We start from the raw sequence: 23,067 nt of genomic DNA, 5'->3' as shown, positions 1-23,067 counted from the left end.
GATATAATGTTAGGAAATATGCTATAATGAATTCGTGTATGTAGTGCGAGGAAGGGCGATGTGAATGGACATTAAATTAACGTCAAAAATGATTCTTGAAAAGGAATTTAAGAAAAACTTTAAAGGCTATAATGTAGAAGAGGTCGATTCTTTTCTTGATGAAATAATTCAAGATTATGAATCGTTTGAAAAAGTTGTTGCTCAACTGAAAGAAGAGAATAGACAGCTAAAAGAAGAAATAGAAAATACGCCAAAGAGACAACCGCAACCTGCCGTATCAGCAGCAGGTACAACCAACTTTGATATTCTCAAACGACTTTCAAATTTAGAAAAACATGTATTTGGTAGCAAGCTTTACGAATAATTTTTATCATATACATTGTATTTATCATAAAACTCTAGTATAATCTTCGTATCATCATGAAATTCGAGTAATCGCTGCGACGCTAGACGTCGTAGAGGAAAGTCCATGCTCACACGGTTCTGCGATGGCCGTAGTGTTCGTGCTTACTGAAAAAATAAGGTAAGGCAGCTTAAAGCTGACGGCGGAAGGAAGACCTAAGTCTATTTGATATGGTTGACACTTCCTGAAAGTGCCACAGTGACGAAGCTTGTTTGGAAACATACAAGGTGGAACGAGGTAAACCCCACGAGTGAGAAACCCAAATTATGGTAGGGGCACTCTCTTGAAGGAATTGAACGGATAGAGGGACAGAGTTCGCTCTGTAGATAGATGATTACTGCCCGGTCGTACGAGGCGCAAGCTGTTTGAGTACTCGGGAACAAAACATGGCTTATTGAATTTTTTGATGCTTAACTACGAAATAACAAGCGCTCTCCAATTCGGTGGAGAGCTTTTCTTTTGAACTAATTAAAGTTGTATCTATTACTTATGATGTCTAGTCATGCGCGATATACGCCTGAGGTTAGGCTAACACCATGTTGGCCGCGCCTCTGTCGATACGCTTCGAAGTCATAACATCACCGTTATCGTATGGACGCGACATACATACCTACGCAAAAAGTAGGAACGCGCTTTTCTAAAAATAAGGGTAGTATCGATAGATAGGATGGAGCGGAAACATGGGCGGAGTAATTAATAATCTGGAGAAGATTAATTCGATTTCTAAATACCCCACTTCCTTACTGAAGAAAATTTTTGAAAATGTATCTGAAGGCATTATGATTACGGATAAACATAAGAAAATAGAGATGGTTAATCCAGCATTTGAATTCGTTACAGGCTATAAACGCGATGAAGTGATAGGGAAAACGCCCGCGGTGTTGCAGTCAGGTGTACATGAGTTATCCTTCTATTTGACAATGTGGGAAAAGATTCGACAAGAAGGAATATGGCAAGGTGAAATTTGGAATCGTCGTAAAACAGGAGACGTGTATCCTGAATGGTTAACAATTGTAAGCATAACAAATGATATCGGAGAAATCACAAACTATTGTGGTATTTTCACAGATCTTTCTGAAAGAAAAATAGTAGAAAATGAACTAGAAAAACGTTTGTTAACAGATTCCTTAACAGATGTATCAAATCGATTTGCTTATATTGAGAGAATGGATAGCCTACTAGAATCGTCTTCTACTATTTCTCATTCAGTACAGCATGCTGTCTATTTCCTTGATTTGGACAGATTTAAACAAATAAATGATACTTTAGGTCATGCAGTAGGAGATACGATTCTTGTAGAAGCAGCAAAACGTATTCAAACATTGCTAAAAAACAAAGATATCATTGCAAGATACGGCGGAGATGAATTTATCGTTACATTAACGAATGTAAAAAATGTTCGAGAAGCTGCGAAATTTGCTGAGCAAATTATTGGAATTATAGAACAACCGATGAATATAAATGGACAAGATATCTTTATCTCCACGAGTATTGGAATTAGTATGTATCCTGCTGATGGGGAGACGTCTGAGGAACTTATTACTTGTTCAGATAAAGCGATGACCTTTTCTAAAAAGAATGGTCTTAATAGCTATTCATTTTATTTTGATGAATTGCAAACTGACAGTCAGCGTGTCCTACTGCTAGATTCAGAGTTACGTAGAGCAATCGAAAATCGCGAATTTGAGCTCCATTTCCAACCGAAAATTACTGTGGAAAATGAAAATATTCAAGGACTTGAGGCACTCGTTCGCTGGAATAATGAAAGACTTGGATTTGTATCTCCAGCAGAATTTATTCCATATGCTGAAGAAACAGGTCTTATCATTCCTTTAAGCGAAGTCATTATTGAAATGGCTTGTGAAGCAGTAATTAAATTACAACAATTTGGTCGTAAAATTCCGATTGCAATTAATATCTCAAGCATTCATTTTAAGCAGCAAAACTTTTTAGAGTCGATTCAGACAATATTGGAACGATATAACACGTCAGCAAACAATTTTGAAATAGAAGTTACAGAGCGCACTGTGATGAATAGTGCTTCGGAAACGGTTAGCAAGCTCGTTCGACTAAAGCAACTAGGCTTTAAAATTTCGATTGATGATTTTGGCACAGGCTATTCATCGCTGAGCTATTTAGTTCGATTCCCACTCGATTGTTTAAAAATTGATCGTAGCTTCATTCAACATATTAGTTCGCTCGATGAAAAACAGGCAGTTGTAGATGCCATTATTCAAATGTCACATCGTCTAAAAATGAAAGTTGTAGCAGAAGGTGTAGAACAAGCACAACAAGTGGATATACTACGGAAAATGAACTGTGATATTATCCAAGGCTATTATTACAGCAAACCATTACCACTTCCCGAATTGCTGGAGTATATCGAGTTTTGGGAAATTGAACATCAAGGAAGGAAATAATGTATGGCAAACTATAAATTAGTAGCAACGGCTGCAATGGGCTTAGAATCGATTGTAGCACAAGAAGTACAGGCTCTCGGTTATGAAACGACAGTCGAAAATGGCAAGATTTATTTTGAAGGTGATGAAACGGCCATTGCCCGCACGAACTTATGGCTACGTGTGGCAGATCGAGTAAAAATTGTTGTAGGACAATTCCCTGCAAAGTCTTTTGAGCAACTGTTTGAAAGTGTTAAGGCTTTACCATGGGAAAAATATTTACCAGTAGACGCATCATTTCCTGTGGCAGGAAAATCGGTAAAGTCTAAATTATTTAGTGTGCCAGATTGCCAAGCAATTACGAAAAAAGCAATTGTAGAACGCATGAAGCTGCATTACAAACGTCTTGGATTTTTAGATGAATCCGGTGCAACTTATAAAATTGAAGTTTCAATTTTAAAAGATGTGGCTACACTTACCATTGATACTTCTGGCGCTGGCCTACATAAGCGTGGCTACCGACAAGCTCAAGGGGAAGCACCGTTAAAAGAAACTTTAGCCGCTGCACTCGTTCAGATTTCAAAATGGAATCCGAATCGACCATTTGTAGATCCATTTTGTGGGTCAGGTACGATTGCTCTAGAAGCAGCAATGTTCGGACAAAATATCGCACCAGGCTATAACCGTGAATTTATTTCGGAGAGTTGGCCGTGGATGAAAGCGAAAATTTGGGAAGCAGCTCGAGATGAAGCAGATAGCATAGCCAATTATGATCAACCACTTGAGATTATTGGTTCAGATATTGATCATCGCATGGTGAGTATTGCGCAAGAAAATGCCCTAGAAGCAGGTTTTGGGGACATTATTACGTTCAAGCAAATGCAAGCTCGTGATTTTACAACATTGCTTACAGATGGCGTTATGATTGGGAATCCACCATACGGTGAACGTATTGGTGATGTAGAAGTTGTGGAGCAGGTCATTCGTGATTTAGGTCAAGTCATGAAAAACTACCCAACTTGGTCAGTGTACATGCTGTCCTCCATGAAAAACTTTGAAGAATTGTACGGTCGTCAATCGACGAAAAGACGTAAGTTATTCAATGGTTTTATTGAAACGAATTATTATCAATACTGGGGACAAAAGTCTAAAAGAGACTAACTAGAGTAACGGAAGGTGAGATTTTTTCTTATCTTCCGTTTCGTCGCGTATAATAGGAACAGATTGTATGAGGGGGAACGTCAATTGCGTAAATCTTTACCATTTGCATTAACGAAGGATCGCTCGTTTTTCGAGTCATTAGGTGACTGGATGGGAGACGTCCTTTATGATGAATTACCAGAAAAGGGATTTGAATGCCGAGATGAGCAAATTTTTATGGCTTATCAAATTGAACAGGCTTTAAAAGAGAAAAATGTATTATTTGCTGAAGCGGGAGTAGGGACAGGGAAAACGATTGCCTATTTATTACCTGCTGTATCCTATGCACGCTATACAGGTAAACCAGCATTGATAGCCTGTGCAGATGAAACATTAATCGATCAGCTCGTTAAAGAGGGCGGCGATATTTATAAATTACAAAAAACACTCGGTTTAGAAATTGATGTACGTTTAGCGAAATCACGTGATCAATATTTATGCTTAAAGCGTTTCGAGGAAGCGGAAAAAGTCGAAACAGATGAGTGGATTGATGATATAGCATTTTCAATTCCTGACGGCGTCTATGCACAAGGCTCGATGATTGCTGTGCAACCATACGGCGACCGCAGCGATTATCCAACGGTTAGTGATGAAGATTGGCACAAAGTGAATTATAACGCAATTATGCAATGTTCAGTATGTGATCTGCGTAATCGTTGCGGTCAAACCCTTCACCGTGCACATTACCGTAAATCAACGGATTTAATTATTTGCTCGCAAGACTTTTTGATGGAGCATTTAGCAACGAAAGAGTCGCGTGAACGTGAAGGACAGTTAGCGTTACTCCCAGAAGTATCGATGATGGTGCTAGATGAAGGACATTTATTAGAATACGCTGCGCAGAAAGCCATGACCTACAAAGTTCAGGCAACGACGATTGTTCCACTATTAGAACGTTTAATGGTAGACGGTGTTCGTGAACGAACTTTGTATGCAATGGAAAAATTACAAGACGATCACGAACTATTTTTTGACCAGCTGCGTGATGATATTGTAGCTTCTGAGGAAGAACGTAAGCGTATAAACAAATCCGCAACACTTTTAAAATATGGTAAACAACTTATTCAAGATGTAGAAATACTGCTTGAGGAATTTGTTTTTGAATCAGAAATGTATATGATTCCAGAGTATGAGTTAAATATGGCAGAAGAATATTTGGAGCAATATCAAGCTTCACTTCGCATTTTTACAGCGCAAGGTGATGCAGTTGACTGGCTAGAGGAAACAGATGGTGAGGAAACGCTTGTCATTATGCCACGACTTATTACAGAAGTTTTAGAAGAAAAATTATTCTCGAAAAAGCTTCCAATCGTATTTTCTTCTGCAACACTATCTGTCAATAAGGATTTCTCATATATTGCTTATAGTCTTGGCATTCATAATTACCAATCATTCTCAGTACCGTCACCTTTTGATTATGAAGCGGTGATGAGAATTTACTTGCATGAACTATCTCAAAATAATAAAACTGCTCGTGTCCAACAACTGTTGGGAGATGGTGAAAAAACATTAATATTATTTAAATCAAAACAAGCGATGTTAAACTTTAAAGCAGAATTGCCTCTTATGGAACGCATGTATATTGCATTTGAGGGAGATCGTGAACTATCTGCAATTGTACGTGATTTCCAAGAAGGTACTGTAAAAACGTTATGTTCCTATCATTTATGGGAAGGTTTAGATTTACCTGAAGAAGCACTGACACGTGTCATAATTTATGACTTGCCTTTCCCTCCACATGATCCATTGTTTGACGCAAAACGGACATTTGCTGAAAATCCGTATGAAGAAGTAGAATTACCATTTATGCAATTGCGTCTACAACAAGGAATGGGACGATTAATTCGTACATCTAACGATCATGGCGATATTCATATTTTGTTAAATGAAGAAGAAGCCAAGCAGCGCGAAACATTTGAAAATATATTAGCAGTGACACCAGAAATAAAATAGAAAAAAGCGAGTTTGCCATCGATGCAAACTCGCTTTTTTAATATATTGAAATAATAATAACATCGTGATATTTATATAGTATCGAAAAAAAGTGTTGAATATTTCTCTTTTAAACTATATAGTTCTTTGTAATGTGATGTAATTGATTGAAGCACAAAATTTTTCTTCTTGAAAATAATTTTGCAAAAGGTTTATAATGATGACAAGAAATTTAAGGAATAGTTACGATTACTGGTGAGTATTCTATGATAGGGGGTGGACCTGTCGAGCATTCAAACGCTGTGTAGTAAATATACAAACTTATCCGAAACAGATATCGAGAAGTTAGTAGAGCTTGAAACTACACTTTCCTATTACGCGGAATTGACAGATTGCTATATGTTTATAGATTGCATGGTGGAAAATTTACCACATGCTATTGTTGTGGCAGAGGCATTCCCTACAAAAGAGATTGGTTTATACGAAAAATCAGTAATTGGAAAAATCGTATTTGAAAGCTTTGAACCAGCAGTATTTGCAGCTTTTAAATATAAAGAAAAATCATCCATTTCCCGAGCAATCACACAGGAAGGTATAACCGTTGAACAAAATGTTGTTCCAGTCTTTAATGATGAAGGACAGGTTATTGCCATGTTGATTCAAGAAAAAAAGGTCAAAATGCAAACTGCACCAAAGGATGATTTTCAAAATATGCCTTTTGCTTTAATTGAGCATATCGTCGAGCCAAATTCGCAACCAATTCCTGTTGTGTCTGATTTATTAGTAGAGTCAATTATTCTCACAAATCATGAAAACAAAGTGATTTATAGCAACCCAGCAGGCTACCGTTTTATTACGGAGCTTTCAGGGCTAGAGCATTTTAACAATATTGCGTTGGATAAAATTTTACCTTTTTTACAAGAGGTCTATGATAAAGGCGACGATGTCTTTTTCTTAGAAATTACGATTGATCGCAAATCGTTTATAGTGAAAAAAATTCCAATTCGCAGTCAACATGATAAAGTGACACTTCTTATTATTCATGATCTGACAGAGTTAAAGTTGAAAGAAAATGAACTGATGATGAAGACATTTGCTATACGAGAAATTCACCATCGTGTGAAAAATAATTTACAAACGGTTACAAGCCTATTGCGATTGCAAATGCGAAATGACCTAGCAGCTTCCAATGCAAGTGCTTTTCAAGAGGCATTAAATCGAATATATAGTATTTCCTCTGTCTATGAACTTATTTTAGAAAATGAGGATAATGCGGAAGAAAAAGTTGACGTTATCGCTTTGTCTAAAAAGATAGGGCATAAAATGATTGGAACTACCAATACACAATCCATTCAATTAGTCTTCCACGATGATGATATTCAGCTATATTGTCATTCGAAAAAAGCTGTTTCGCTCGCATTAATTATTTGTGAGCTACTACAAAATGCATTAAAGTATGCTTTTATCGAGCGCGAGGAAGGAATAATCGATATTCAATTTCTTCAGGATGCTTCTTATATTTCACTTCATATTTCCGACAACGGCGTTGGCATGCATGAGGTGAAGGCATCATTTGGAATGGAGATTATTACAAGGCTTGTTGAATATGATTTAGCTGGCACATTTACAATTATCCCTAGTGAACAAGGTACACATACTCAAATTCAGTTTCCTGTAAGTGAGGAGGTATTTATCCTAAATGACTAGGAAAGTAATGATTGTCGAAGATGAATCACTTATCGCCATCGATTTGAAATTTATGCTAGAAGATAATGGCTATGAAGTCGTTGCTCAAGCAAATAATGGAGAATCAGCGATTGAGCTAGCTTTTACTCATAAGCCACAGTTGATTTTAATGGACATCAAAATGCCGAAACTAGATGGTTTAAAAGCAAGTAAAATTATTGAACAGCAGTTAGGTATACCGGTACTTTTTATATCAGCTTACAGTGAAAAAGAATTGTTATTGTACATGAAACAGGATAATATTTTAGGTTATGTTATGAAACCGTTTTCTGAGAAAAATGTCCTGCCGGCGCTGGAAGTGGCATTTCATCAAATTGATAAATTCAACCGTCTGAACGGAGAAATATTGCATAAGCAAAGTGAATTAGAAAAGCGAAAACTAATCGAACGAGCGAAGGGGTTACTGATGCAATCAGAAAAACTTAGCGAGGACGAGGCTTATAAAAAAATTCGCAATGAAAGTATGCAAAGTCAGCAGGAAATGGTAACAATAGCAAAACGAATTATTCATACATTACAAGTTAATAGATGAAGCAAAGACGCTTAAAGAGAATTTTTCTTTAATGCGTCTTTTTTTCTATATATTTATCAAAATCAAAGGGGGGGATGAGTAAGATGGCAATGATAGGAACGATAATCGTTTACATTATTATGATTTGTGCAGTTTTAGGTGCAATCGGAGCAATTCGAGATGCAGAGTATGGTATTGGTAAAGAATTTATGAATGGTATCCATACTGTAGGGCATATTTTTGTACCCGCGGCAGGGATCATGGCAGCTATACCTTACTTAACGTGGTTTATTAGTCATTTTATTAGTCCGGTTTTTGAGTGGATTGGAGCTGATCCAGCAATAGCCGCAACAACAATTTTAGCGTCGGACATGGGGGGATATCAATTAGCAAACGCCTTAAAGGAATCCTATGAAGGATGGGTGATGGCACTTGTTGTTGGTTTTATGTCAGGTGCAACCATTGTATTCTCAATTCCTATGGGTCTTGCGATGTTAGACAAGCGTGATCATAAGTATATGGCATTAGGAATTATGGCGGGCGTTTTAACAATTCCGATTGGTGCATTTATTTCATCAATCATGATTGTGATGTTTAACACTGAAGTTCGTGAAGTCATTAGTACTACATCTGCACCAACTTATGTATTTGCCATTTCTGTTTTACAAATATTACTTAATTTATTGCCTTTATTTATTTTCGTAATCTTAATCGCGTTAGGGCTAAAGCTCATACCAAATGGCATGATCAAAGGTTTTATGATTTTTGGACGTGTAATGGATGCCGCGATTAAGCTTGTACTTGTGTTCTCGATTGTTGAAATTTTTACGGGTTTATTTACAAAGATTTTTGGGGCATGGGGCTTTGATCCGATCATGGCAGATAGTGTTGACCAATTCCGTGCATTAGAAACGGCTGGTTATATCGGTATTATGTTAGCGGGGGCATTCCCAATGGTCTACTTAATCCGAAAATATGCTTCTAAACCGCTAGAAACAGCAGGGAAAAAATTAGGTCTTTCATCGGTAGGAAGTGCAGGGATTTTAGCGACGAGTGCAAATATTTTAGCTATGTTTACACTCATTCGTCAGATGCCGCCAAAAGATAAAGTAATCAACATTGCCTTTGGAGTTTGTTCAGCATTCCTGTTAGGTGATCATTTATCATTTACTGCTAATTTCCAGCCAACAATTATTTTACCTGTAATGGCAGGGAAGCTTTTAGCTGGTATCATTGCCATTTTCTTTGCCTATAAGCTATCAGTTCCTACAGCTTTAAAATTGGAACAAGAAGATCGCAAGGCAGGCATCATTAAAGAAGGAGAATATTTAACAGATCAAAAGTCTTGAAAGAAAGAAGTGATGTCGTATGAGTGAAGAAAAGAAACGATTTATTCAGGAATTTGTGCCGGGTAAGCAACTAACGTTGAGTCATTTAATAGCAAATCCAGATCCTGAAATGTTTCAAAAACTTGGGATTCAAGAAGCGGGTGCACTTGGCATTATGACTTGTACACCGAGTGAAACAGTCATTATTGCTGGGGATATAGCTACAAAGGCAGCGAATGTAAAACTAGGGTTTTTAGATCGTTTTACGGGCAGTCTCGTTATTGTAGGCAGTGTCTCTGAAGTTGAAATGGCGATGTTAGAAATTAATCGTTTTCTTTCAGAAATGCTAGGTTATACGCCATCTAAAATAACGAAGTCATAGGATGTGCCATATGAAAAATCGAGTAATGATAATAGGCGGTGTGCAAGCTGGTAAGTCAACGCTAATGAATGCGTTATTAGGCAAAGATAGAACAGCCAATAAAACGCAAGCACTCGTTTTTGATGACTGGATTGTTGATACACCTGGAGAATATATAGAAAATCCGATGTATTACAGAAATATTATGGCAACATCGCTTGAGGTGACGCATGTAATTTATTTACAGGATGCTACATCCGCAAGGAGTGTTTTTCCACCACAATTTAGCTTGGGCATTCCCAAAATACAAATTGGCGTCATTACCAAAATAGATGCACCCCTTGCAGATGTGGACAGAGCAACAACTTTATTAAAAAACGTTATGACACACGGTCCAATCGTCCAAACATCTTCGTGGCAAATGCTTGGGATTGAGTATATTGCACCGCTAATTCAGCTCAATTCAGACGAGGAAATTCGTCAATTTGTTAAGGATCGTCATAGTCCCTATCTCATTTATTGTCCATAGTGGCGTAGAGGGAGGCATAAGTTGAAAACAGAAAAAATTTATAGTGCAGGCATTGATATTGGGACAAGTACAACAAAGATGGTTGTTAGTAGTTTTCTGTTGAAAAACGTTGCTGGTGTGACACATGTGCCGCGTATAGAAATAATTGAAAAAACGGTGTTACATCAAAGTCCTATTATTAAAACACCGTTTCTCAATCATGACATTATCGATATGGAACAGATAGAACAATTTATATTTCAGCAATATGAACTTGCTCAAATTTCAGCGGCAGATATATCAACAGGTGCCATTATTATTACGGGTGAATCTGCTACAAAGGAAAATGCCAGTGAGGTTGTCCATGCAATTGCTGACTCAGCTGGTCACTTTCTAGTTGCGACTGCAGGGCCTGATTTAGAAGGGATTATTGCCGCCAAAGGTGCAGGTACTGTCCAGCTATCAAAAAATACAGGCAAAGTCATTGCCAATATAGATATTGGTGGCGGTACGGCTAATATCGCGGTTATGCAGTACGGTGAAGTCATTGGCACATGTACATTGCATGTTGGTGGTAGATTAATAGAATTTCATAATGGCAAAATCCTTTCCATTTCACCACCTATTCAGAAGCTCATGGAGAAGTGGCCAACACCATTACAGCTAGGGGATTCGGCAGACGATGCTCGCGTTGCACAGCTTATTCAAGAAATGGTGCGCTTCTTAGCTAAAACATTAAATGGGCAAGAAATTGATGCCGAGCATCCATTGTTATTAGGACATAGGCCAAATTGGCATAAGCCAGTCGATGCAATCGTCTTTTCAGGAGGGGTAGCTTCCTGTATTTATAACCATGATTGTACACATCGTCAATATGATGATATCGGCGATAAACTAGCAAATATGCTGTTACAGCATGAGCAACTGCAAACATTTTTATGGCTACAGCCACAAGAAACTGCACGAGCAACAGTGACTGGTGCAGGTACACAAACAACTGAAATTAGTGGTGCGACCATTCAAGTGGATGCAGATGTTTTACCGTTAAAAAATGTTCCTGTATTTAATTGTCATATGAGTTTAGCATCAAAAGCGTTTGATTATATGGTGAAGTCAGCAGTGGATAGAGCTGATGCACTCTTTTCGATAGAGGATAAACACTCTCCATTTGCACTCTATTTTAGTGAGTTACCGTACTTAAGTTTTCAAGATGTCCATACATTATGCGAGGCAATTTTACAGCATTTAGGAACAAGAAGCTCCAAGGACATACCAATTATCATAGTCATTCAATCAGATTATGCAAAGGTTATAGGGCAGACGTTGCAAGCTATTAATCCATCGGTTCCTATACTATGTATCGATCAAATAAAAGTAGAAACAGGTGATTATATTGACATTGGGGAAGTGCTACCTTCTGGTGTTGTCCCTGTCGTTGTCAAAACACTAGCTTTCCACTCAAAGTAAGGAGGATGAATGTGAATCTATCGGTGATATTTGGTGGCGAAAAATATAATTTTCATTCATTAAAAGACGTAATGGCCAAGGCCAATGAAGAAAAATCGGGAGATCAGCTAGCGGGTATTGCTGCTGAAACCGTACAGCAACGAATTGCAGCAAAAGCTGTGTTAAGTGAATTACTAGTCAAAGATATACGCGAGAATCCTCTAGTTCCACCAGAAAATGATGAGGTCACACGCATTATTGAAGGGGATATCAATGAACAAATTTACGGAGAAATAAAAAATTGGAGTATTGAGCAGCTAAGAGAATATATTTTATCGAATAATACAGGAGATCGAGAGTTAAAGCGCTTAAGTAAGGGCATGAATTCAGAAATTATTGCCGCTGTTACGAAGCTAATGTCTAACTTAGATCTCGTTCATGCGGCCAATAAAGTAGAAATACTTTCAACTTGCAATATTACGATTGGGCAAAAGGGTACGCTTTCCTCAAGACTTCAGCCCAACCACCCAACAGATAATATTGACGGAATTATCGCCTCCTTAAAAGAAGGATTGTCCTATGGAATAGGCGATGCCGTTATTGGTATTAACCCTGTAGACGATTCTGTCGAAAGCGTTAAAAAGGTTTTACATGCTACAAAAGAATTCATCAATGATTGGTCGATTCCTACACAGAACTGTGTATTGGCACATATTACAACACAAATGAAGGCCATCAAGCAAGGGGCGCCAGCCGATATGATTTTCCAAAGTATTGCTGGGACTGAAATTGCTAACCGCTCGTTTGGTATTTCTGCAGACTTAATTCGAGAAGCAGAGGAGCTTGTGAAAAAACAAGGAACGGGAACTGGCCCGAATTTATTTTACTTTGAAACAGGGCAAGGCTCGGAGCTTTCGGCAGAGGCACATATGGGCATTGACCAAGTAACATTGGAATCACGCAATTATGGATTTGCAAGACATTTTAATCCGTATATTGTCAACACAGTTGTTGGTTTCATCGGTCCTGAGTATTTGTATAACAATAAACAAGTTATTCGGGCAGGGCTAGAAGACCACTTTATGGGTAAAATGCATGGCATTCCAATGGGAGTTGATATTTGTTACACGAATCATATAAAGGCGGACCAAAATGATGTAGAAGATTTAAGTGTGTTACTAACTGCAGCAGGCGTGAACTTTATTATTGCAGCACCTATGGGAGACGATATTATGTTGAACTACCAGTCAATGAGTTTCCATGATGTTGCAACGTTGCTTCAAACATTTGGTAAAAAACCGGCGCCCGAATATTTAGCTTGGTTAGAAAAGATGGGCATTTACGAAAATGGGCGACTTTCAGCTAGAGCTGGCGATTTATCGATATTTGAAAGGTAGGTGAGACCATTGAATGAACAGCTAGTATCCATGATTACGCAGCTTGTTATGGAGAAAATGAGTAACGATACATCAAACAATTTATCTGAAGAAATAACTACACCGACTGTAGAACAGAGAGAACCACTTATTAAGTTCTATGCAACAGCAGTTAATCATTCTGAAGAGCTACAAAATCCAATTGCGACATCAGATCAACCATTAATTAAGCTTTACAATCATGCATCATCTACACAAGAATATTCGCACAGTGCAACGATTGAAGACCATACTTCTACAGTGGAACCTGCTAAGGCATTTCAGTTTGAAGAGGAAACTATATCTGAAAGTGTACAAGCGGCAAAAAAACATACACCTGCAAGAATTGGTGTAGGTAGAGCAGGAACAAGGCCAAAAACAAAAACTTGGCTAAAGTTCCGCCTCGATCATGCAGCAGCAGTAGATGCCGTATATGGAGAAGTGACAGAAGAGTTATTACAAAAATTGAATGTCTTTCAAGTATCAACACGAGTAACTGATAAAGAAGAATACATTACTAGACCGGATTTAGGTCGTCGCTTATCAGATGAATCGAAAGCACTTATTCAATCATCATGCAAAGCACGTCCAACAGTCCAAATCATTATTTCTAACGGCTTAAGTGCGAGTGCAATTGAAGAAAATGTACAGGATGTCTATTTAGCATTACAGCAAAGTCTTAGCAATTTAAATATTGAAATAGGTACTACTTTTTATATAGATAAAGGGCGTGTTGCCTTAATGGATGAGATTGGCGAACTATTGCAAGCAGAGGTCATTGTTTACTTAATTGGTGAACGTCCTGGGCTTGTGTCAGCTGAGTCAATGAGTGCGTATTTATGTTATCAGCCGAGAATGGGCACTGTCGAAGCGGATCGAATGGTTATATCGAACATTCATAAAGGTGGTATTCCGCCCCTTGAGGCAGGTGCTTATTTAGGTACAGTCGTTCAAAAAATTTTGCAATATAAGGCAAGTGGCGTAAATCTTGTCGCTAAAGAAGGTTAGGGGGTAAGTAATGAATCCTCAAAAAATAATGGCTGAAATTTTGGCAATGCAGATGATTCCTAGAGTGAATAGAGAATTAGCAGCACAGCTTGAGCTACAGCCAAATCAGCATAGCATTGGGCTGGTCACACTAACGATTGATGATGTCGGATACGTGGCATTAGACGAAGCGACGAAAAAAGCTGATGTGGATGTCGTTTATGCAAAAAGCTTTTATGCAGGGGCGGCACACGCGTCAGGCCCATTATCGGGTGAAATGATTGGCATTATTGCGGGTAGCTCACCAGACGAAATTCGCAGTGGCTTGGAAGCAATTGAACAAAAAATTCAATTCGATACTTATTTTGAAGCAATCAATGGCAATGAAAGCCATGCTCTTTTTGCGCATACTGTTGCAAGCTGTGGAGCCTATTTAGCCGAGTTAGCAGATGTGAAAGTTGGCACTGCACTCGCTTACTTAATCGCACCACCACTTGAGGCGGTCGTTGGTTTAGATGCCGCTTTAAAAGCAGCGGACGTAGAGCTAAAACTATTTTTTGGACCACCTTCGGAAACGAACTTTGGTGGTGGCATAGTAAGTGGCAGTCAGTCTTCATGTCAAGCTGCTGCAGACGCTTTTAGAGAAGCAATAGAAAATGTTGCGAGAAATCCGGTTATTTAGAAAGGAGGCGGCTTTATGGCTTCTTTAGATAAAGATTTATTAGCCATTCAGGAAATGAGAGATGCCGTTAGACAGGCAAATACAGCACAAGCAGCCTATATGCAATTTTCACAGCAACAAGTGGATACTATTGTAAAGGCTGTGGCGGATGCCGCATTTAAAGAGGCAGAACGATTAGGCAAAATGGCTGTACAAGAAACAGGGATGGGTATCCCAAATCATAAAAAAATGAAAAATGAAGTTGCTTCTAGAGATGTTTATGAAGATATAAAAGATTTAAAGACTGTTGGTGTAATAGGCTCTGATCGTATAAAGAAAGTTACAGAGATTGCTAGCCCGTTTGGTGTCATTGCAGGTATTGTGCCAACAACGAATCCTACTTCAACGGCCATCTTTAAAACACTTATTTCATTAAAAACGAGAAATGGTCTTGTTTTGAGCCCGCATCCTTATGCTGTTAAATGTACAAAGGAAGCTTTAGATATTTGTAGAGTGGCGGCGGAAAAGGCTGGTGCACCAGAAGGATTGTTGCAATGTTTAACAATGTCATCAATGGAAGCGACGCAGCAATTAATGAAACATCCTAATATTCATTTGATTTTAGCAACGGGTGGCGGTGCATTGGTAAAAGCGGCATACAGCTCTGGAAAACCTGCCTATGGAGTAGGGCCAGGAAATGTGCCAGCTTATATCGAAAAATCAGCCAATATTCAAAAAGCTAGTCGTCAGCTTGTACAAAGTAAATCGTTTGATAATGGCACAATTTGTGCAACAGAGCAGGCCATTATCGTGGATAAAGCTATTGCAGAGCAAGTTTTAGCAGAGTTAAAGAAACAGCATGCGTATATTTTAAGTGCAGAAGAGAAGTTGAAGATGGAGAAGCTGATTTCTCCTGTGCCAGGAAAAGTAAACCCTCAAATTGTTGGGAAATCAGCAGTGAGCTTAGCCAAATTAGTCGGTATTGTCGTGCCAGAAGAGACAAAAGTACTTGTTGGGTTAGAGACGATGATTGGTAAAAACATTCCATTTTCCCTAGAAAAGCTTTCACCGATATTTGCGTTCTACACAGTAGAGGACAGCACAGAGGCTAAACAAGTGATGATTGATCTACTGAACATAGGGGGACGAGGTCATTCATGCTCAATTCATACGGAAAATGCAGCATTAGCAGAGCAGTTTTCGCTTGACTTACCAGTGTCGCGTATTGTTGTTAACACATTATCTTCGATTGGCGCAGTTGGCGGTACGACTGGATTAGCCCCATCCTTTACATTAGGCTGTGGTACATTTGGCGGCAATATTACGTCCGATAACATTACAGCTAGACACTTATTGAATATTAAGCGTATGGCATATGGCATTAAGGATGTTGAAGTGCCACAACCGGAATTCGATATAGAGCCGGTAGTAGAGAATATCAAGGCGCAAGCACCATCACTGGATACAGAAGTGGTGCAACAAATTGTAGATCAAGTATTAAAGCAAATCACATTACAAACTAAATAATTTGGAGGAATGACAAATGAGTACAGCATTAGGAATGGTAGAAACAAAAGGTCTTGTAGGAGCAATTGAAGCGGCAGATGCAATGGTAAAGGCTGCAAGTGTTAATTTAGTTGGGAAAGTACATGTTGGTGGCGGAATTGTCACTGTGTTAGTTCGAGGCGATGTAGGTGCAGTAAAAGCAGCAACGGATGCAGGTGCAGCAGCAGCACAACGTGTTGGAGAACTTCTATCTGTGCATGTAATTCCACGCCCTCATAACGAATTAGAATTAATCTTACCAAAAGCAGAAGCTTAATTACAGCTGTGAAAGGGAGGCATTCATCTCCTACTGTAGATGGAGATGAATGCCTGTCATCAGTCAAAAATAATTGTTACTAGATTTAGAGGTGGCTAACTTGAACATAAAATCAAAAGCTTTTCCAGTTGCCATTTCAGCTCGTCATATACATGTAAGTGAAGATGATTTACAAGCACTATTTGGTCCAAACGCAACGTTGACGAAGGATTTTGATCTTTCTCAGCCAGGACAGTTTGCAGCGAAAGAGCGTGTTTCCATTGAAGGACCAAAAGGTGTTATTCACAATGTGCGTGTATTAGGACCTGTTAGAGCAGCAACGCAAGTGGAAATTAGTCGAACAGATGCAATGAAACTAGGTTTAAACCCTCCAGTAAGGCAATCGGGAGATATCGCAAATTCAGCTAGCATCAAACTAATTAACCAACGACAAGAAATTATGATAGAGCAGGGAGTCATTATTGCACAAGCACATATTCATATGACAGAAGAAGATGCGCGAGTATTGGAAGTCAACAATAATGAATTAGTGTCTGTAGAAGTTGACAGTGAAAGACCTGTAACATTCCGAGGTGTAGTCGTGCGTGTATCGAATGATTTTAGCTTAGAAATGCATATTGATACAGATGAAGCGAATGCAGGCTTTATTGAACAGCAAGCAAAGGGAAGAATTGTTAAATCATTTTCGTAAGGAGGAGGTTTGATGCAGGAACAATTAGTGCAAAAAATCGTTGAAGAAGTTTTACAACAAGTATTAAAAAATCAGCCTTCCCAACCAGATGACGGTAAAATTCCTATCGGTGTATCAGCTCGACATGTCCATCTTGCACAGGCAGAAGTGGAGCAACTTTTTGGCGAAAATTATCAATTAACGCCCAAGTTTGAGCTGTCACAGCCAGGACAATTTGCAGCCGAAGAAACGGTAGTTATTGCGGGACCTAAAGGCTCGATTGAAAGGGTTCGCATATTAGGTCCAGCACGCGCTTTAACACAAGTTGAAGTTAGCTGGACAGATGCGATGAAACTTGGCGTCAAGCCACCATTAAGAATATCTGGAGATATTAAAGGCTCAAGCCCTGTTACGTTAATTGGACCAAAAGGTAGTGTTGTACTAGCAGAAGGCCTCATTATCGCGCAAGCTCATATTCATATGTCACCTGCAGATAGCGTGAGATTCCAAGTAGTGGATGGGCAGTCAGTGCAAATAAAGATTCAGGGAATACGGCCTATTATTTTATCCAATGTAATTATTCGCGTGTCTGAGCGCTATCGCATGGAAATGCATATTGATACAGATGAAGCAAATGCAGGCTTGATTCAACAAGGCACTTTTGCTGAAATCGTCAATGGCCAAGCGATTGAACCGATGACTGCGAAAGAACGCCCTTTAGTCGTAAAGCAAACACCGGAAAAACAATCGATTTATCATTTTGAAAAAAAGCTCCTTTCACAGGTGGAAGTGCTTGAGATAGAAGCTCAAGAAATTGTTGTACCGAAAAGAACCATCGTGACAGCACTAGCTTATGACAAAATAAGAGAGTTGAATAAAAAATTAACGATTCGCTCTGAATAATAAGTATTATCCAGGCAACATAAAGAGGGTGAGTTCATGCAGATGGGAAGAGTGATTGGAAGCGTATGGGCAACGCGCAAGGAAGAGGGGTTGAATGGCTTAAAGCTATTAATTATTCAACCAATTGACTCTAATCAGCAGCCAATTCGCACGGAAATGGTTGCAGCTGATCGTATAGGGGCAGGCATTGGCGATGATGTGCTCATTACGAGTGGGGGATCATCCCGTTATATTATGAAAGATAATCCACTTCCTATTGATGCAGTTGTAATAGGAATTATAGATTCAACAGATGTTATGCGAGGTGAAGACAATGAGTAGTGCAATTGGCATGATTGAAACAAAGGGATTAGTAGGCTCTTACGAAGCAGCAGATGCGATGATTAAGGCATCTGATGTCACGATTGTTAAACAAGAATTTGTGGATGGTGGTATCGTGACCATCGTCGTAAAAGGTGATGTTGGATCGGTTCAAGCAGCAGTCGATGCTGGCAAAGAGGCAGCTAAGCGCGTCGGAGAATTATTAAGCGCTCATGTCATTCCTAGACCTGATGAAGAAGTATTCAACATGATTAAAGGACCAGAAACGCCAAAGAAAAAACTAGCACCAACACCCGCGCGTGCTAAAAAAACGACAGAAGCTACGGACAATTGAGGTGAAGCATAATGGCATTTCGAAAAAATAAAATTGCTGTTATTGGAGCCGGTCACACTGGTGCAACTTTAAGCTTATTCTTGGCACAAAAGGAATTAGGTGATGTAGTGTTGCTAGATATTCCAGAAGCCGAAAATCCAACAAAAGGAAAGGCACTGGATTTATTACAAACAGGACCGATTGAAAAGTTTAATGTATCTATACATGGAACGAGTAATTATGAGGATATTGCAGGTGCATCTATCGTTATTATTACGGCAGGTATCCCTCGGAAACCAGGGATGAGTCGAGATGATTTAGTTACAACAAATGCTAAAATCATTCAGCATGTTTCAAAACAAATAAAACAGTATGCCCCTAACAGTATTGTAGTGGTTTTAAGCAATCCTGTTGATGCGATGACTTATGTTTGCTATAAGGAAACAGGCTTTCCGAAAAATCGTATCATCGGTCAATCCGGTGTGTTAGATACCGCGCGATTTAATGCATTTGTAGCACAAGAGTTACAAATTGCTCCTGAAGATGTATCAGGGTTTGTATTAGGTGGACATGGTGATGAAATGGTGCCATTAATCCGTTATTCCTATGCAGGGGGCATCCCATTAGAAAAGCTTATCCCGCAAGATAGACTACAGCAAATCGTCGAACGTACACGCAAAGGTGGCGGCGAAATTGTTGGTTTATTAGGAAATGGCAGTGCTTATTATGCACCCGCAGCTGCCTGTGCTCAAATGGTCGAAATTATTATGAAGGATCAGCGAAAAATTATTCCTTCAATCGCCCTGCTAGAAGGCGAGTACGGCTACAATGATTTATTTTTAGGTGTACCGACGATTTTAGGCGGTAATGGCATTGAATCGGTCATTGAATTACACCTAACACATGAAGAAAAAACGGCGCTCAATCAATCAGCAGAAGCCGTTAAGCAAGTATTACAAATTTGCCAAAACATTTAACTTGTATTCATATAGACGATCCCCAACGTTATATGAATTATTTTAAAGTATGTTTGATTGGAAACCGAACATGAACGTGAAATCCCCAATTTAAAATAGAGGCTCCCTTCATATAGAAGGGAGCTACTTTTATTTGAAATAAATATAGAGACTATTACCGATGTTTGCGTAATCGCCGATAGAACTACGCAAACCGCCAATAGAATCATAGAAATCGCCGGTAAACCTATGAAAAACGCCGATTAACCTACCGAAATCGCTGGTAAGGTATGGGGAGATGCAATCTAGCGGGAGTCTCCGTGGATTATTACTTGGCTAGTCATTAATTACCAAACTGGTAGTCTATATAGATTTTAATTGTCAGAATTGTTTGGGTGACTGGCACAGAAGGCTATGACCGCTACAATGCCTAGGGTTAAAAAAGCCACTGTCCGTGATATTTCATTGGCAATGTATGAAAGTAATAGTCCCAACAAACCTCCAAAAATAAAATACCAGAAATATTTCATTTGAAACCCTTCTTTCTTTTTTGTAATATTCTATAAAATTATTTTATATTTTCTTTTTTTATTGTACAATTATTACACTAAATTTTTAGGAGGGAGTAAGTAAATGAAATTTTTTTTCTATTTCTAACATTTATGTTGGCCTTTACTGCAGTTGCTCCTAGTTCAGGTTATGCTGCAAACAATGAAGCGGGAAAAAGAGATTTATTACCTCGAGTTGATAATGAGCCAGTAATTGAACCCTATAGTTTAGAAGATAAGAGTGAAATTTTAGAACAATGTTTGAGATATGAATTTTTAAATCAGTCAAGTAGAGTCTCCGTATTTTCTTTACCTGGGGACTTTACAAACTTGTGCAAAATTGTTGAGACACAATATAGAGATAATGTGACTTATAATAATTGGGAACAAAGAGTATTGACTTTTCTTATAAATGGTGGAGTAGCAGTTATTGTTGGTAGATTTACAGCTACACGACTTAGAACATTTGTTAGTAGTGGGGTTGCATCACTATTTATCACTGTTCCAAGAAGCCAAAATTTATATACAACTATTCAAGTGAGAGAATGTGAGGATTCAACAGGCATAAATAGATATTTAATAATCACGTATTTCAGTGATAGTGCGAGAACACAACAATTATATACACACTACACAAGAGCTTAAAATAAATAAGAAATAGATTCAAAAAAATATTATTATAGTTTTAAGTTAAGTTAAACCTCCTTTTAAGTCTACTTGTGTTGCTTATCTCATGCGATATACAATTAATTACTTATTTTATTGGTAGATTCCAAAATTGTCGTTATGCTGAAGCTCCCTTCTAACTCAAGGGAGCTTTGAACTTTCTAAAAAAGTGATAATATATATCCTTACGAAAGGTCAATTTAAACAGACAATTAACTATGTCCCACAGATATTTCCCTCAGAAGTGTTCAAAGAATTTTTCTGAAAGAAGAATAATCTATATAACTCAAAATTCAAAAGTCCAAAATATACAAAATATTCGAAAATATGCTAAACTAATAACGTGAAAAAAGGGGGATGATTGGATATGACTGTACAGCAATTTACAGACTATGTGAAAAAAATGCAGCACTATCAGGAAGCGTTAGGTGTGATGTATTGGGATATGCGCACTGGTGCTCCTAAGAAGGGATTAGCGCAGCGTTCAGAGGTAGTAGGCACATTATCGGCCTCCTTGTTTGATATGCAAACGAGTGAACAATTAGGGGAACTGCTAACTACTTTAGAAGCACAAAAAACAGATCTTGATTATGTAACACGACGTTTAGTGGAGGAAGTACGTAAAAACTACGATCAAAATAAAAAAATTCCAGCTGAAGAATATAAAGAATACGTTATTTTACAAGCGAAAGCAGAAACCGTTTGGGAAGAAGCAAAAGCAACGAATAATTTTGCGCAATTTTTACCTTATTTAGAGGAAATCATTCAATGGCAAAAGAAATTTATTCAATATTGGGGCATTAAAAACGGCTCTACATACAATACGTTACTCGATGTATATGAACCAGATATGACTACTGATGTGTTAGATCAAGTATTTGGTGAATTACGTGAAACGATTGTGTCACTTGTACAAAAAATTGCAGTTTCTCCGAATAAACCAGATACAAGTATGCTATTTAAACAATTTCCCAGAGAAGCACAGCGAGCATTATCATTAGAAATGCTTACACAGCTTGGCTATGATTTTGAAGCGGGTCGCTTAGATGAAAGTGTCCATCCTTTTATGATTGGCATTAATCATGGGGATGCGCGTATTACAACAAAATATGATGAGCATGATTTCCGTTCTGCTATATTTGGCACGATTCATGAATGTGGGCATGCGATGTATGAGCAAAATATTGATGCTAAACTTGCTGGTACACCGTTAGCAATGGGTACATCGACAGGCATCCATGAATCGCAATCACTATTCTATGAAAATCTTGTCGGCAGAAATGAAAAGTTTTGGGAGCGTAACTATGAGCGCTTGCAAAACCATTCGCCTGCGCAGTTTGGTGATGTTCCTTTAAGTGATTTCCTTCGTGCCATTAATATGGTGGAGCCATCACTTATTCGAATTGAAGCGGATGAACTAACGTACCCACTGCATATCATGATTCGTTACGAAATTGAACGTGATTTGTTCAATGGAGACTTGCAAGCAAAAGATCTTCCTGAAGTGTGGAATGCAAAGTATGAGGAATACTTAGGCATCCGACCAGACAACGATGCGAAAGGCGTTTTACAAGATGTGCACTGGGCAGGGGGTATGTTTGGGTACTTCCCATCTTACGCATTAGGAATGATTTATGCGGCACAATGGAAGCATGCGATGGATAAAGATATTCCAAACTTTGATGACCTACTGGCAAATGGCGAGCTCCTGCCAATTCGTGAGTGGCTAACGGAGACAGTACATCAATACGGTGCGCTGAAAAAGCCGTTTGAGCTACTTCAAGAGGCGACAGGGGAAGGCTTAAATGCCAAGTATCTTGCAAACTACTTACAAGAAAAATATACAAAGCTCTATCAGCTATAAAAAACAAGCGATTTCTCTATAATGAGAAATCGCTTGTTGCGTTACCAAAGCTTAAAGCATTTTGAGACTGCTGGTGAGTTCGAAATAATTTCGAAGATTGGAATTGT

At 38.5% G+C, this 23,067-nt stretch carries 22 protein-coding genes and 1 other RNA gene; all 23 read left to right on the top strand.

Translation table 11 applies throughout. The features are described from left to right. The first annotated feature begins 64 nt into the window (after positions 1-64). The 23 genes from gpsB to ACIQXJ_RS10295 all read left to right on the top strand — a co-directional run bounded on the left by gpsB (position 65) and on the right by ACIQXJ_RS10295 (position 22,960). On the top strand, positions 65-364 hold the full coding sequence (gene gpsB / locus ACIQXJ_RS10405) for a cell division regulator GpsB (RefSeq protein ID WP_172770968.1): 300 nt from the start codon (positions 65-67) through the stop codon (positions 362-364). Positions 365-423: 59 nt separating this feature from the next. After that, an RNA gene (gene rnpB / locus ACIQXJ_RS10400) (RNase P RNA component class B) lies at positions 424-802 on the top strand. Positions 803-1,083: 281 nt separating this feature from the next. Next, on the top strand, positions 1,084-2,823 hold the full coding sequence (locus tag ACIQXJ_RS10395; RefSeq protein ID WP_403053019.1) for a putative bifunctional diguanylate cyclase/phosphodiesterase: 1,740 nt from the start codon (positions 1,084-1,086) through the stop codon (positions 2,821-2,823). Positions 2,824-2,826: 3 nt separating this feature from the next. Then, positions 2,827-3,963 (top strand): THUMP domain-containing class I SAM-dependent RNA methyltransferase, encoded by a 1,137-nt coding sequence (locus tag ACIQXJ_RS10390; RefSeq protein WP_403053016.1) that lies wholly within the window; start codon positions 2,827-2,829, stop codon positions 3,961-3,963. 84 nt (positions 3,964-4,047) lie between these two features. Then, positions 4,048-5,955, top strand: a complete 1,908-nt coding sequence (locus tag ACIQXJ_RS10385; protein ID WP_401008094.1) for an ATP-dependent DNA helicase — start codon at positions 4,048-4,050, stop codon at positions 5,953-5,955. A 255-nt stretch (positions 5,956-6,210) separates the two neighbouring features. After that, positions 6,211-7,641: a histidine kinase N-terminal domain-containing protein gene (locus ACIQXJ_RS10380; protein WP_401018629.1), complete on the top strand. Its 1,431-nt coding sequence runs from the start codon at positions 6,211-6,213 to the stop codon at positions 7,639-7,641. Further along, positions 7,634-8,212: an ANTAR domain-containing response regulator gene (locus tag ACIQXJ_RS10375; protein ID WP_340825060.1), complete on the top strand. Its 579-nt coding sequence runs from the start codon at positions 7,634-7,636 to the stop codon at positions 8,210-8,212. The genes ACIQXJ_RS10380 and ACIQXJ_RS10375 overlap by 8 nt, the downstream gene beginning before the upstream one ends. Before the next feature lie 83 nt (positions 8,213-8,295). Next, positions 8,296-9,540, top strand: a complete 1,245-nt coding sequence (gene eutH / locus ACIQXJ_RS10370; RefSeq protein ID WP_340825058.1) for an ethanolamine utilization protein EutH — start codon at positions 8,296-8,298, stop codon at positions 9,538-9,540. A 19-nt stretch (positions 9,541-9,559) separates the two neighbouring features. After that, positions 9,560-9,901: an ethanolamine utilization microcompartment protein EutS gene (gene eutS, locus ACIQXJ_RS10365; protein ID WP_340825057.1), complete on the top strand. Its 342-nt coding sequence runs from the start codon at positions 9,560-9,562 to the stop codon at positions 9,899-9,901. A gap of 10 nt (positions 9,902-9,911) precedes the next feature. Continuing rightward, positions 9,912-10,409: a EutP/PduV family microcompartment system protein gene (locus tag ACIQXJ_RS10360; protein WP_403053012.1), complete on the top strand. Its 498-nt coding sequence runs from the start codon at positions 9,912-9,914 to the stop codon at positions 10,407-10,409. A gap of 21 nt (positions 10,410-10,430) precedes the next feature. Next, a complete protein-coding gene (locus ACIQXJ_RS10355; protein WP_403053009.1) occupies positions 10,431-11,855 on the top strand; it encodes an ethanolamine ammonia-lyase reactivating factor EutA in 1,425 nt (474 codons plus the stop codon). A gap of 5 nt (positions 11,856-11,860) precedes the next feature. Beyond that, positions 11,861-13,231: an ethanolamine ammonia-lyase subunit EutB gene (locus ACIQXJ_RS10350; protein ID WP_403053006.1), complete on the top strand. Its 1,371-nt coding sequence runs from the start codon at positions 11,861-11,863 to the stop codon at positions 13,229-13,231. Between the two features lie 9 nt (positions 13,232-13,240). Further along, a complete protein-coding gene (gene eutC, locus ACIQXJ_RS10345) occupies positions 13,241-14,257 on the top strand; it encodes an ethanolamine ammonia-lyase subunit EutC (RefSeq protein ID WP_403053003.1) in 1,017 nt (338 codons plus the stop codon). Positions 14,258-14,267: 10 nt separating this feature from the next. Continuing rightward, positions 14,268-14,918, top strand: a complete 651-nt coding sequence (gene eutL, locus ACIQXJ_RS10340) for an ethanolamine utilization microcompartment protein EutL (protein ID WP_403053000.1) — start codon at positions 14,268-14,270, stop codon at positions 14,916-14,918. Positions 14,919-14,933: 15 nt separating this feature from the next. Beyond that, positions 14,934-16,424: an aldehyde dehydrogenase family protein gene (locus ACIQXJ_RS10335; RefSeq protein ID WP_403052997.1), complete on the top strand. Its 1,491-nt coding sequence runs from the start codon at positions 14,934-14,936 to the stop codon at positions 16,422-16,424. 16 nt (positions 16,425-16,440) lie between these two features. Continuing rightward, the gene (locus ACIQXJ_RS10330; RefSeq protein WP_024363388.1) at positions 16,441-16,719 is read left to right on the top strand and encodes a BMC domain-containing protein; all 279 of its coding nucleotides are present in this window, start codon (positions 16,441-16,443) and stop codon (positions 16,717-16,719) included. A 100-nt stretch (positions 16,720-16,819) separates the two neighbouring features. Beyond that, positions 16,820-17,410 (top strand): phosphate propanoyltransferase, encoded by a 591-nt coding sequence (locus ACIQXJ_RS10325; protein ID WP_403052994.1) that lies wholly within the window; start codon positions 16,820-16,822, stop codon positions 17,408-17,410. A gap of 12 nt (positions 17,411-17,422) precedes the next feature. Beyond that, complete coding sequence (gene pduL / locus ACIQXJ_RS10320) at positions 17,423-18,292, top strand: phosphate propanoyltransferase (RefSeq protein ID WP_403052991.1); 870 nt, start codon at positions 17,423-17,425, stop codon at positions 18,290-18,292. 36 nt (positions 18,293-18,328) lie between these two features. Then, complete coding sequence (locus ACIQXJ_RS10315) at positions 18,329-18,613, top strand: EutN/CcmL family microcompartment protein (RefSeq protein WP_401008073.1); 285 nt, start codon at positions 18,329-18,331, stop codon at positions 18,611-18,613. Then, positions 18,606-18,947, top strand: a complete 342-nt coding sequence (locus ACIQXJ_RS10310) for a BMC domain-containing protein (RefSeq protein ID WP_403052988.1) — start codon at positions 18,606-18,608, stop codon at positions 18,945-18,947. The genes ACIQXJ_RS10315 and ACIQXJ_RS10310 overlap by 8 nt, the downstream gene beginning before the upstream one ends. Positions 18,948-18,958: 11 nt before the next feature. Further along, on the top strand, positions 18,959-19,903 hold the full coding sequence (mdh, locus tag ACIQXJ_RS10305; protein WP_403052985.1) for a malate dehydrogenase: 945 nt from the start codon (positions 18,959-18,961) through the stop codon (positions 19,901-19,903). Between the two features lie 641 nt (positions 19,904-20,544). Next, the gene (locus ACIQXJ_RS10300) at positions 20,545-21,075 is read left to right on the top strand and encodes a hypothetical protein (protein WP_403052982.1); all 531 of its coding nucleotides are present in this window, start codon (positions 20,545-20,547) and stop codon (positions 21,073-21,075) included. A gap of 388 nt (positions 21,076-21,463) precedes the next feature. Then, on the top strand, positions 21,464-22,960 hold the full coding sequence (locus ACIQXJ_RS10295; RefSeq protein WP_403052979.1) for a carboxypeptidase M32: 1,497 nt from the start codon (positions 21,464-21,466) through the stop codon (positions 22,958-22,960). Positions 22,961-23,067: the final 107 nt, after the last annotated feature.

It is taken from the genome of Lysinibacillus sp. NPDC097868 (assembly GCF_044761135.1).
GTDB lineage: Bacteria > Bacillota > Bacilli > Bacillales_A > Planococcaceae > Lysinibacillus.
Note: the sequence above shows the minus strand (reverse complement) of the source record. Positions and strands in the feature narration are given on the sequence as shown.

Coding starts and splice junctions, on each gene's coding strand:
- gpsB (WP_172770968.1), top strand. CDS start 65: ATGGACATTAAATTAACGTCAAAAATGATTCTTGAAAAGGAATTTAAG.
- ACIQXJ_RS10395 (WP_403053019.1), top strand. CDS start 1,084: ATGGGCGGAGTAATTAATAATCTGGAGAAGATTAATTCGATTTCTAAA.
- ACIQXJ_RS10390 (WP_403053016.1), top strand. CDS start 2,827: ATGGCAAACTATAAATTAGTAGCAACGGCTGCAATGGGCTTAGAATCG.
- ACIQXJ_RS10375 (WP_340825060.1), top strand. CDS start 7,634: ATGACTAGGAAAGTAATGATTGTCGAAGATGAATCACTTATCGCCATC.
- eutH (WP_340825058.1), top strand. CDS start 8,296: ATGGCAATGATAGGAACGATAATCGTTTACATTATTATGATTTGTGCA.
- eutS (WP_340825057.1), top strand. CDS start 9,560: ATGAGTGAAGAAAAGAAACGATTTATTCAGGAATTTGTGCCGGGTAAG.
- ACIQXJ_RS10360 (WP_403053012.1), top strand. CDS start 9,912: ATGAAAAATCGAGTAATGATAATAGGCGGTGTGCAAGCTGGTAAGTCA.
- ACIQXJ_RS10350 (WP_403053006.1), top strand. CDS start 11,861: ATGAATGTGAATCTATCGGTGATATTTGGTGGCGAAAAATATAATTTT.
- eutL (WP_403053000.1), top strand. CDS start 14,268: ATGAATCCTCAAAAAATAATGGCTGAAATTTTGGCAATGCAGATGATT.
- ACIQXJ_RS10335 (WP_403052997.1), top strand. CDS start 14,934: ATGGCTTCTTTAGATAAAGATTTATTAGCCATTCAGGAAATGAGAGAT.
- ACIQXJ_RS10330 (WP_024363388.1), top strand. CDS start 16,441: ATGAGTACAGCATTAGGAATGGTAGAAACAAAAGGTCTTGTAGGAGCA.
- pduL (WP_403052991.1), top strand. CDS start 17,423: ATGCAGGAACAATTAGTGCAAAAAATCGTTGAAGAAGTTTTACAACAA.
- ACIQXJ_RS10315 (WP_401008073.1), top strand. CDS start 18,329: ATGCAGATGGGAAGAGTGATTGGAAGCGTATGGGCAACGCGCAAGGAA.
- ACIQXJ_RS10310 (WP_403052988.1), top strand. CDS start 18,606: ATGAGTAGTGCAATTGGCATGATTGAAACAAAGGGATTAGTAGGCTCT.
- mdh (WP_403052985.1), top strand. CDS start 18,959: ATGGCATTTCGAAAAAATAAAATTGCTGTTATTGGAGCCGGTCACACT.
- ACIQXJ_RS10300 (WP_403052982.1), top strand. CDS start 20,545: ATGTTGGCCTTTACTGCAGTTGCTCCTAGTTCAGGTTATGCTGCAAAC.
- ACIQXJ_RS10295 (WP_403052979.1), top strand. CDS start 21,464: ATGACTGTACAGCAATTTACAGACTATGTGAAAAAAATGCAGCACTAT.